Raw genomic sequence first — 11,061 nt, 5'->3', positions numbered from 1 at the left:
CAGATACATGATCAGCGTCGGGGCCACGCCAAAAGCCGTCACGTCTGACAGCGAATCCAGTTCGGCGCCAAAGCGGCTGGTGCCCTTCAGCAACCGGGCAATCCGGCCATCAATCCCGTCCAGCACGGCCGCCAGCACGACGGCGCCCACAGCCTTTTCCCATTCCCCACCAATGGCAAAGCGCACGCCGGTCAGGCCGACACACAGCGCCAGCACGGTCACGGCATTGGGCACCACCGCACGCAGCGGGATGCCACGGCGGCGGGGAAGATCAGGCGCGCTCATCGCGGCATCAGCTGATCGCCGGGCTTCATTGGGCCTGCGCACCGTGCATCAGCGGCGCACCCTTCACCGCCAGCACGGTTTCTCCGGCAATGGCGCGCTGGCCCACGGCCACCGCCGCCACATAGCCGGCCGGCAGGAACACATCGACGCGGCTGCCAAAACGGATCAGGCCAAAACGTTCACCCACCTTCAATGCCTGGCCAACATCTACCCACTTCATGATGCGCCGCGCCACCAGGCCGGCGATCTGGGTGAAGGCGACGCGCATACCGCTGGCATCTTCGATCACGAAATACTGGCGCTCATTCTCTTCGCTCGCCTTGTCGAGATCGGCGTTGAGAAACTTGCCCGGCACATAGACGATGCGGGTCAACCGCCCGGCGATGGGCGCCCGGTTCACATGCACATCAAACACGTTCATGAACACGGTCACGCGCGTCACCAGGCCATCGCCCAAGCCGCCTTCGCCCAGCAATTGACGCGGCACCTCGACATTGGTGATCAGGCTGACCAGCCCATCGGCCGGCGACACGATGAGATTATCGCCCAGCGGCGTTACCCGCACGGGATCGCGGAAGAAGGCCGCCACCCAGATGGCAATGCCGAGCAACACAAAGCTCAGCGCCGTCCATTCCAGCACCAGGCCGCTGAACAGCACGGCCGCGAGCGCGATCGCAAGGAACTTGCGGCCTTCGGGGTGCATATCGGGCAGGCGATATTTGGCGCTTTCGCCGGGCACCAGCGGCAGCGGGCCGGCCGGCACTTCGGGCAGTGGTGGCAGTTGCGCGGCTGGCAGCTGCGGTTCGGCCTCCGGCGTTACCTTCAGCGCGTTCAGCTCGGCCTCGAGTTCCTCGATGGTCAGCTTCTTGTCAGGATCAGTCATGCTCGCTGCTTTAGCCTCGTCATACGCCACTTGGCAATTCATCGTGGATTGCGCCCGGCTGAACGATGCGCCACAGGGCTGCCATGATCCAATCCCTGCTGCTGTTCTGTGGTTCCCGCCCTGGCCATGATCCGGCCCATGCCGAACTGGCTGCCGGCTTCGGTGCCCTGTGTGCGGCGCGCGGCGTCACAATGGTGTACGGCGGTGGCCGCGTTGGCCTGATGGGGGTCGCCGCGCGCGCCTGCATGGCCGGCGGTGGCCGCGTGATTGGCATCATCCCGCGCCTGCTGATGACCACCGAAATCGCGCAGGATGGCCTGGACGAACTGCACGTTGTCGAGACGCTGCACGAGCGCAAGGCCTTGATGCACAGGCTTTCCGACGCCATCATCGCCTTGCCCGGCAGCATCGGCACGCTCGACGAGCTGTTCGAAAGCCTGACCTGGCGCGAGCTGGGCATCCACGACAAGCCGATCTGGGTGCTGGGCAGCAATGACTATTGGGAACCGCTCACGGCCTTGCTTACCCATATTGGCGATGCGGGGTTTGGCCCGGCGCATCTGGGCCAGTTGGCCGAACCACTTGCCGACCTTGCCGCCCTGTCGGAAAAGCTTGGCGACGCCCATCACGGTAACCGTTGACCACTGCCGCTCCGAACCCCTAGAACGCTGCTACATTCCGCCGCACAATTTTCAGGAAGCAAAGATGCCCAAGATCAAGGTCGAAAACCCCGTTGTCGAGCTGGACGGCGACGAAATGACCCGGATCATCTGGCAGTGGATCCGCGAACAGCTGATCCTGCCCAATCTGGACATCGATCTGCATTACTACGATCTCGGCATGGAAAGCCGTGACGACACCAACGACAAGATCACGGTGGAATCCGCCAATGCGATCAAGGAGTTCGGCGTTGGCGTGAAGTGCGCGACCATCACGCCCGACGAAGCCCGCGTGAAGGAATTCGGGCTGAAGCGGATGTGGAAATCGCCGAACGGCACCATTCGCAACATCCTGGGCGGCGTCGTGTTCCGCGAACCCATCGTCATCAAATCGGTGCCGCGCCTGGTGCCGGGCTGGACCGATCCGATCGTCATCGGCCGCCACGCCTTTGGTGACCAGTATCGCGCCACCGATTTCAAGGTGCCCGGCCCCGGCAAGCTGATCATGCGTTGGGAAGCGCAGGACGGTTCGAGCAGCATCGAAGAAGAAGTGTTCGAATTCCCGTCGGCCGGCGTTGCCATGGGCATGTACAACCTTGACGATTCGATCCGCGATTTCGCCCGCGCCTGCTTGAACTTTGGCCTCGATCGCGGCTGGCCGGTCTATCTGTCGACCAAAAACACCATTCTGAAAGCCTATGACGGCCGCTTCAAGGATTTGTTTGAGGAAGTTTACACCAACGATTTCAAGGCACAATATCGCAAGGCTGGCATTGTGTACGAACATCGCCTGATCGACGATCTGGTGGCGTCGGCCCTGAAATGGTCGGGCAAGTTCGTCTGGGCCTGCAAGAATTATGACGGCGATGTGCAGTCCGACATGGTGGCGCAGGGCTATGGCAGCCTGGGCCTGATGACCAGCATCCTGCTGACGCCCGATGGCAAGACGGTGGAGGCCGAAGCTGCCCACGGCACCGTTACCCGCCACTATCGCATGCACCAGGAAGGCAAGCCGACCAGCACCAACCCGATCGCCAGCATCTTTGCCTGGACCGGCGGCCTGAAGCATCGCGGCAAGCTGGACAACACCCCGATGGTGACCAGATTTGCCGAAACGCTGGAGCGCGTCTGCGTTGAAACCGTGGAATCGGGCGCCATGACCAAGGATCTGGCGCTGCTGATCGGCCCGGATCAGGCCTGGATGACGACGGAGAAATTCTTCGAAACCGTTCGCGCCAACCTGGATGCCGCGATCGTCAAGGGCCTGTAACAGCCCGGCTTAAGCCAGCAGTTGCAGTGCCGCTGCCAGCCCGTCGTCGCTATCCGGCACGATCACATTGGGCAGCAATCGGTCACGGCGCTGACCGGTGATGTCGAACACCGGTTCGGCGCTGTATTGCAGCGTGATGCCAGTGCGATCGAGGCGCAGCGGGAACACCGCGGCCCCCAATCCCATCATCGGTTGGCCAACAATGCGGGCGCCGCACACCGCCCGCATGCCCATTGGAAAACCTTCCGCCATGCTGGCAGACCAGCGATCCACCACCACAATCACCGGCAAACTGCACAAGGGCCCACGCGGATCGACATATTCTGTCCAGGCCGCGCCAAGCCCTTCCCCTTGCCGCCGCCGCATGCGGGCGTAGGGCCGGCGTTCAGCTGTGAAGCGGCCCATGATCGGGCGGGCCACAGCGGTGTCGCCACCGCCATTGCCGCGCACATCGATCACCAGGGCCGCCGCCCCGGCCAGCGCCGCCAGCGCGGCATCGAACTGCGCCACCACCGCGCTGTCGGCAAAACTTCGGATCGTGATGATGCCAATCCTGCCATCTTGGCGCTGTTCCAACTGGGGCAGATCGGGTTGATCATTCGACAGCAGCTGCACTTGCCCCAACCGCGCCAGCGTCAACCGGCGCACGCTGCTGCCTTTCATACCCGCCACGGCCTGGCCCAGCGCATAGCGCCAGGCTTCCGGGTCGGGCCGCCGTTGACACACGGGGGCCAGACGCCGGGCAACCACGGCAAGCGGTTCACCTTTGACGTGCGTGATGATGTCGCCCACTCTGATGCCAGCGGTTGATGCTGCCGATGGCGACAACAAGGCTCGCACCCGCGCACCTGCCGGCGTTGCTTCCACATCAAGATCCAGTGGCGGGTATCGCGGCGTTCCGGCCGGCGGGTTCCACAGATGCGTGTGCGGATCAAACAGGCACGAAAGCGCCCGTTCGACGATCCGGGCGAACTGTTCGTCATCGGCAGCGGCCACGGCCTGCAGGCGGAATCGTTGGCGCACGGCACCCCAATCCACGGGTTTTTCGGCAAGATAGGCATAGCGATCCCGCAGCGTTTCCCAGAATTCATCGAAATCCTGGGCATGGCGAGTGTCGGTCGCGGCGGCGGCGGCCACCAGGGGCATCGCCGCCAGGCCGGCTGCCACGGCCCGGCGCGAGAAGGGTGTTTGCGTCATAATCCGAACGTGACAGGCAAGGCCGCTGCCGGCAAGGTGATGCCCATGGCGCTCAATCTGGAATCCACTGCCTTCAAGGATATGGTGCTCGTGCTGGGCGCCGCCGGGCTGGTGATCCCTGCCTTTGCAGCACTGCGCATTTCGCCGGTGATCGGCTTCATCCTGATCGGCGTGGCCGCCGGGCCGTTCGGGCTGGGCCAGTTACCGGGGCTGGATTGGCTGCAATTGTCCAATCCGGAAGCGCTTGCAGCGCCTGCGGAATTGGGCGTCGCGCTGCTGTTGTTCGCGCTCGGGCTGGAATTGAGCCTCGATCGCATCCGGACAATGCGCAGCATGATCCTGGGGCTGGGCAGCCTGCAACTGCTGATCTGCGGCGCCTTGATTGCCGGCCTGCTGGTTCTGGCCGGGTTGCCGCTGCCGGCCGTGGTGGCGGTGGCCGGTGCGTTGGCGCTGTCATCCACGGCGGTCGGCCTGCAATTGCTGTCTGCCGGCGGCCACATCAACAGCCAGGTCGGCCGCAAGGCGGTGGGCATCCTGCTGTTTCAGGATTTGGCGCTGGCGCCGATCCTGCTGCTGGTGGGGGCCAGCGGCGGCGGCGATTTCGGGCGCAGCCTGATCATCGGCATCGGCGCCCTGCTCGGCATTGCGCTGTTTGCCCGCCACGTCGTCCCGCCGCTGTTCCTGCAGGCGGCGCGCACCCGGCGTTCCGAATTGTTTCTGGCCGCCGCGCTGGTCGTGCTGATCGGTTCGGCGGCCACGGCGGCACTGGCCGGCCTGTCACCGGCGGTGGGCGCGCTCATGGCCGGGCTGATGCTTTCCACCAGTGATTATCGCCGCCAGATCGAAGCGGCGATCCAACCCTTTGAAGGCCTGTTGCTGGGGGTGTTCCTGATCTGGGTGGGCAGCGGGCTCGATCTGGCCGCCATCGCCGCCGATCCGTGGCCGGTGCTGGCCGGAACAGCCGCCGTGCTCAGCATCAAGGCCGTCGCCGTCTATGCCCTGCTGCGCCTGCGCGGCAGCCGGCGCGGCGTGGCCGGCCATGTCGCGCTGCTGCTGGCCAGCCCATCGGAAACCAGCCTGATCGTGCTGGCAGCGGCCACTTCGGCCGGGCTGATCGGCGGCACCACGGCGCAAACGGCGCTGGCGGTGGCATCGCTCACCCTGGCGCTGGCGCCGCTGCTGGGCCTGGCGGGCGCCCAGCTGGAAGCCCGGGCCAGCGAAGAACGCGAGGAACCGGCCGCCGACCGCGCCGCCGGGCAAACCGTGCTGATCGGCTATGGCCGCGTTGGCCGGCTGGTGGCGCAGATGCTGGACATGCATGGCCAGGCCTGGATTGCGGTCGACAGCGACCCCGACGAAGTGCAACGCCTGCGCCGCGCCGGCAAGCCGGTGATCTATGGCGACGCCCGCCGCCCCGAACTGCTGGACCGGCTGAAACTGGATCAGGCCCGCGCCGTGGTGCTGACCATCGACGACATGCGGATGCTCGATCTGCTCGTTCGCCGCATCCGGGCCAGCCATCCCGATCTGTGCATCGTCGTGCGCGCCCGCGATGCCGAACATGCCGGCGCGCTTTATGCGGTTGGCGCCACCGATGCCGTGCCCGAAACCGTGGAAAGCAGCCTGCAACTGGCCGAAGCGGTGCTGGTTGATCTGGGCGTGCCGATGGGGCCCGTCATCGCCTCGGTCCACGAAAAGCGCGACGAATTGCGCTCGCAGATCAAGGCTGGAATCAAGAGAAGCAGCGGCGTCATCCCCAAACGCCCACCGCTGCGCAGCCTGCGCGGCACGCCGGCCAAACGCGACTAATCGGGCTTGCGCCACATCATGATGTGGAAATTCGGCACGCGGTTATAGCGGTCGCGCTTGTCGGCTGGGCCGCCAGTGGCCGGCGGTTCGTCGAAATGCGTCAGCGTCAGGCCGTGGCCGAGCAGCGCCTGCATGTAGCGCTTCAAAGGCCGGTGATGGTTGATGATATCAACGCCCTGCCACGCCGTCCGGCGCGGGCGCTCTTCCAGATAATGATCAATGGGGAAGCTGGCTTCACCGATCAGCGGTTTCAACCAGCCCAGATGCGTGGCCGCCGTGTTGAACGACGTCAGATTGGCGATCAGCAGGTCGCCGCCGGGGCGGATCGCCGCCACGATCCGCGCCAAGGCCGCATCCAGATCGGGCATGTCGATCAGCGACAGATAGCAGACCGCCATGTCATGGCCGCCCGGTGCAATTGCCATGGTTTCGGCATCCGCCACACGGTAGTCGCCACCGGAATGCAGGGCCTGCGCCTGCTGGATCAGGGTCACAGCCGGATCGATGCCCGTAGTTGCAATGCCGCGCGAGGCCAGCATCCGGCAAAACCGCCCCTCACCGCAGCCAACATCCAGCACGCGGGCCGGCGCGCGTTCATCCACCAGCGCCAGCATCGGCGCATCGAGCACATGAACGCGGCCGAAATCGCCGCTTTCACCCTGAATGGCGATCCACGCCGCTGCCGAGGCTTCCCACTCTGTGCTCATCACGCCGCTCCTCCATCCGGGGCGCGGCGTGTGAACGGTCAGGCGCGAAAGGTCAACCCAGCGCAGCCTTCACAGCAGCAATCGCATCGTCCGCCTTGTCGGCATCCGGGCCGCCGGCTTGCGCCATGTCGGGCCGGCCACCGCCGCCCTGCCCGCCCAGTGCCGCCGCTGCGACACGCACCAGATCGACCGCCGAGCGCGTCGCCACCAGATCGTCGGTCACGCCAACCGCCACGCTGGCGCGGCCTTCGTTCACCGCCACGATTGCCACGATGCCGCTGCCCAGCGCCTGCTTGGCTTCGTCCACCAGGCCGCGCAGTGCCTTGGCTTCCAGGCCGTCAAGCACCTGGCCCTGGAAGGCGATGCCATTGACCATTTCCGGGCCGGCCTTGGCGCCAGCAGGTCCAGCCAGCGCCAGCGCCTTTTTGGCATCGGCCAGTTCACGCTCGAGCCGCTTGCGATCATCGATCAGGGTGGCAAGCCGCGCCGGCACTTCTTCGGGCCGGGCCTTGATGGCGGCAGCGGCTTCCAGCAGCAGCGCTTCGCGTTCGTTGAGGTAGTCGCGCGCGGCAACACCGGTCTTGCCTTCGATACGGCGCACGCCGCTGGCCACGGCGCTTTCGCCGGTGATCTTGAGCAGGCCGATATCACCCAGCGCTTCGGCATGAGTGCCGCCGCACAGTTCGACCGAATAAGTGTCGCCACCGTCGTCTGCACCCATCGAAAGGACGCGCACTTCCTCGCCGTATTTCTCGCCAAACAGCGCCATGGCGCCGGCTTCGATGGCGGCGTCCGGCGTCATCAGCTTGGTCGAAACCTGGCGATTGCCCAGGATCTGGGCGTTCACATCGGCTTCCACTTGCGCCAGTTCGGCCGGCGTCATCGCCTTCTGGTGTGAATAGTCAAAGCGCAGATAATCCTCACCGACGTAACTACCCTTCTGGGTGACATGCGTGCCGAGCCGGCGACGCAGCGCGGCGTGCAGCAGGTGGGTGGCGCTGTGGGCGCGGCGATGGGCACCGCGCTGCGGGGCATCCACGTCCAGCTTCACGACATCACCCACCGACAGCGGCCCGGCGGTCAGCGTCACGTCATGCAGGTGCAGCTTGCCCAGTGCCTTGCGCGTGTCAGCCACGCGCGCGGTCAGGCCATCGCCCCAGCTGATGCTGCCGCCATCGCCGGCCTGGCCGCCGCTTTCGGCATAGAAAGGCGTCTGGTTGGTGACGACAACGATCTTTTCACCAATTTTGGCAGTCTCTTGGCGCTTGCCGTCCTTCACCAGCGCGACGACCTTGGCTTCGCCGGTCAGGCTGGTGTAGCCGGTGAATTCGCTAGCGCCTTCCGCTTCGACAATGTCGAACCACACCGCCGCATCCTTGGCTTCACCGGAACCGCTCCACGCGGCACGCGCCAAACGGCGCTGTTCAGCCATGGCGGCATCGAAACCGGCCCGATCAACCGCAATGCCGCGGGCGCGCAGGGCGTCTTCGGTCAAATCATAGGGGAAGCCGAACGTGTCATAGAGCTTGAAGGCCACATCACCCGGAAGCGTGCCACCGGCGGAAAGCTTTGCGGTCGCCTCTTCCAACAGGCCCAACCCGCGCTCCAGCGTCTGGCGGAAACGGGTTTCTTCCAGCTTCAGCGTTTCCTCGATCAGCGCCTGCGCGCGGCCAAGTTCCGGGAAGGCCTGGCCCATGGTGGCCATCAGCGCCGGCACCAATTGGTGCATCAACGGTTCCTTCGAGCCCAGCAGATGGGCGTGGCGCATGGCGCGGCGCATGATCCGGCGCAGCACATAGCCGCGGCCTTCGTTGGCCGGCAGCACGCCATCGGCAACCAGGAAACCCGACGAACGCAGGTGATCGGCGATGACGCGGTGCGAGGCGCGGGCTTCAGCGGTCAGCGCTTTGCCCACCTTGTCCTCGCTGGCGGCGATCAGCGTCTTGAATGTGTCGGTTTCATAATTGTCGTGCACGCCCTGCAGCACGGCGGCAACGCGCTCCAGCCCCATGCCGGTATCGATGCTGGGGCGCGGCAGGTTCAGGCGGGTGTCGCGATCGACCTGCTCATACTGCATGAACACCAGGTTCCAGATCTCGACAAAACGATCGCCGTCCTCATCCGGGCTGCCGGGCGGGCCACCGGGGATATGATCGCCGTGATCGTAGAAGATTTCCGAACAAGGCCCGCACGGACCGGTATCGCCCATTGACCAAAAATTGTCGTTGGTGGCGATGCGGATGATCTTGTCGTCGGACAGGCCGGCGATCTTCTTCCACAGGGCGGCGGCTTCATCATCGGTGTGATAAACGGTGACGCACAGCCGGTTCTTGTCCAGGCCCCACTCGCGGGTGAGCAGATCCCAGGCCAGCGTGATCGCCTGTTCCTTGAAGTAATCGCCGAACGAGAAATTGCCCAGCATTTCAAAGAAGGTGTGGTGGCGGGCGGTGTAGCCCACGTTATCCAGATCATTGTGCTTGCCACCGGCGCGCACGCATTTCTGGCTGCTGGCGGCCTGCGTGTAGGGCCGCGATTCAAGCCCGGTGAAGACATTCTTGAACGGCACCATGCCGGCGTTGACGAACATCAATGTCGGATCATTCTGCGGCACCAGCGGCGCCGACGGCACCACCATGTGACCCGCCTTGGCGAAGTGATCGAGAAAGCTTTTGCGAATGTCGTTCGTCGAGATCATGGGATGAGCGCTTAACGCCGCGAAGCGCCAGCGTAAAGGCCGGCTTGAACCGACGCATCAGGCGGAATAGCTCATCATGCTGACGCCGACGCCCTCGCGGGCCGCCGGCGGAAAATCAGGCCCGCGCTGTCACCAGCCATATGGCACCCGCCAGCCGCACCTGGCCATCATGCAGATGGGGTTGCAGCGCTTCGGCAAGGATCGTCTTGGCGGCATCGCCAATGCCAGCTTCACGCACGGCCTTGGCGGCGGGGCCAATGCGCATATTGAACTGCACGGCACTGGCGATCGGATCATCGCCTTCGCCAACCAGCATTTCAAAGGGCAGGCTGTGAAAGGCGAGATCCTGCCAACCGGCGGCTTCCAGCAGCGTGGCGACGCGCGCCGCATCGGCAAAGGCGAACGGGCCGGGCGCGAGCGGATCGATGGGCGGATTGGCGGGCAACAGATGCGCCAGCGCTGTCATCGGCAAGGTGGCCCACAGATTGCGCGCCGCCGGCTGCCAGCAGGCAAAAACCAGACGGCCGCCCGGCGCGGCAAGCGCGTGCAGATTGGCAAAGGCGGCGCCCGGATCGTTGAAGAACATCACGCCAAAACGCGACAGGATGAGATCGAAGCCGGTTTCTTCGGCCCAGGTCGCCGCGTCGGCGGCGATGAATTCGGCTTCGCTGAGCAGCGCCGCGGCGCGTTCGCGGGCGCGGGCCAACAGCGGTTCCGACACATCGAGGCCGATGGCGTGGCCGCCCTCGCCTACCACCGCGTCCATCGCCAGCGTGGTTTCGCCGGCACCGCAGCCAATATCCAGCACCAGTTCACCGGGCTGCGGTGCCGCGGCGGCCAGCAGAGCCGAGGTGACTGGAGTCAGCGCCAGATCCATGCGCTCCTGCATCAGCACCCAGGTCTCACCAACCTTGCTGTTCCAATATTCAATCTGTTCGGCGTTGCTCATGGGATAGGCTCCGAGCGAGTTTCGTCATTCCTGCGCGGGGTTGCAGCCAAGGTCAATCGGCACCGGCCAACAAGCAACGGGGCAGCCCTTGTGGAGCCGCCCCGTCAACAGTGGGAACTGGTTGGCAGGATGTGCTTATACTTCGTCGTCGCCGACGTCGTCATCTGCCGACGGACCGACCAGAAGCGCTTCGGAAATACCCGAAGCATTGTCACGGATGATCTTCTCGATCTTCGCCATGGTTTCCGGGTTTTCCTTGAGATACTTCTTGGAATTCTCCCGGCCCTGGCCGATGCGAATGCTGTCGTGGCTGAACCACGCACCCGACTTTTCGATCACGCCGGCCTTGACGCCCAGATCGAGAATTTCGCCGATCTTGGAAATGCCTTCGCCGTACATGATGTCGAATTCGACCTGCTTGAACGGCGGCGCCACCTTGTTCTTCACCACCTTCACCTTGGTGGTATTGCCCACGATATCGTCGCGGTCCTTGATCTGGCCGGTGCGGCGGATGTCGAGGCGCACGGAGGCATAGAATTTCAGCGCGTTGCCGCCCGTCGTGGTTTCCGGGTTGCCGTACATCACGCCGATCTTCATGCGCAGCTGG

The 11,061-nt window shown here is 64.7% G+C and carries 9 protein-coding genes and 1 pseudogene; 3 read left to right on the top strand and 7 right to left on the bottom strand.

Going from position 1 to position 11,061, the window contains the following annotated elements; translation table 11 throughout:
- Together RMO81_RS03230 and RMO81_RS03225 are read right to left on the bottom strand one after the other, a co-directional pair.
- Positions 1-285 (bottom strand): CDP-alcohol phosphatidyltransferase family protein (locus RMO81_RS03230; RefSeq protein ID WP_310474298.1); only part of this gene is annotated, 285 nt, incomplete at its 3' end.
- Positions 286-310: 25 nt separating this feature from the next.
- Positions 311-1,168 carry a phosphatidylserine decarboxylase gene (locus RMO81_RS03225; protein ID WP_310474297.1) on the bottom strand — a complete coding sequence of 286 codons (858 nt, stop codon included), beginning with the start codon at positions 1,166-1,168 and terminating at the stop codon, positions 311-313.
- A gap of 83 nt (positions 1,169-1,251) precedes the next feature.
- Here RMO81_RS03225 and RMO81_RS03220 point away from each other — a divergent pair, with 83 nt between their 5' ends.
- Entirely contained in the window at positions 1,252-1,809 is a 558-nt protein-coding gene (locus tag RMO81_RS03220; protein ID WP_310474296.1) for a TIGR00730 family Rossman fold protein, read from the top strand.
- 64 nt (positions 1,810-1,873) lie between these two features.
- A complete protein-coding gene (locus RMO81_RS03215; RefSeq protein WP_310474295.1) occupies positions 1,874-3,097 on the top strand; it encodes an NADP-dependent isocitrate dehydrogenase in 1,224 nt (407 codons plus the stop codon).
- 9 nt (positions 3,098-3,106) lie between these two features.
- On the opposite strand, the gene RMO81_RS03210 is transcribed toward RMO81_RS03215, so the two are convergent.
- Positions 3,107-4,294, bottom strand: a complete 1,188-nt coding sequence (locus tag RMO81_RS03210) for a S41 family peptidase (protein WP_310474294.1) — start codon at positions 4,292-4,294, stop codon at positions 3,107-3,109.
- A 9-nt stretch (positions 4,295-4,303) separates the two neighbouring features.
- Between RMO81_RS03210 and RMO81_RS03205 the strand changes: the two genes are divergently transcribed.
- Positions 4,304-6,103, top strand: a complete 1,800-nt coding sequence (locus RMO81_RS03205) for a cation:proton antiporter (protein ID WP_310474293.1) — start codon at positions 4,304-4,306, stop codon at positions 6,101-6,103.
- On the opposite strand, the gene RMO81_RS03200 is transcribed toward RMO81_RS03205, so the two are convergent.
- The 4 genes and pseudogenes from RMO81_RS03200 to RMO81_RS03185 form a co-directional block, all read right to left on the bottom strand.
- The gene (locus tag RMO81_RS03200) at positions 6,100-6,810 is read right to left on the bottom strand and encodes a class I SAM-dependent methyltransferase (RefSeq protein ID WP_310474291.1); all 711 of its coding nucleotides are present in this window, start codon (positions 6,808-6,810) and stop codon (positions 6,100-6,102) included. The genes RMO81_RS03205 and RMO81_RS03200 overlap by 4 nt on opposite strands.
- A gap of 52 nt (positions 6,811-6,862) precedes the next feature.
- Positions 6,863-9,505 (bottom strand): alanine--tRNA ligase, encoded by a 2,643-nt coding sequence (gene alaS / locus RMO81_RS03195; protein ID WP_310474290.1) that lies wholly within the window; start codon positions 9,503-9,505, stop codon positions 6,863-6,865.
- A gap of 115 nt (positions 9,506-9,620) precedes the next feature.
- Positions 9,621-10,454, bottom strand: a complete 834-nt coding sequence (locus RMO81_RS03190) for a methyltransferase domain-containing protein (protein ID WP_310474288.1) — start codon at positions 10,452-10,454, stop codon at positions 9,621-9,623.
- A gap of 135 nt (positions 10,455-10,589) precedes the next feature.
- Positions 10,590-11,061: pseudogene (locus RMO81_RS03185) on the bottom strand (DNA recombination/repair protein RecA); the annotation flags it as partial.

Source organism: Sandarakinorhabdus sp. (assembly GCF_031422795.1).
Classification (GTDB): Bacteria; Pseudomonadota; Alphaproteobacteria; order Sphingomonadales; family Sphingomonadaceae; genus Sandarakinorhabdus.
This window is presented reverse-complemented; position numbering and strand designations above follow the sequence as displayed.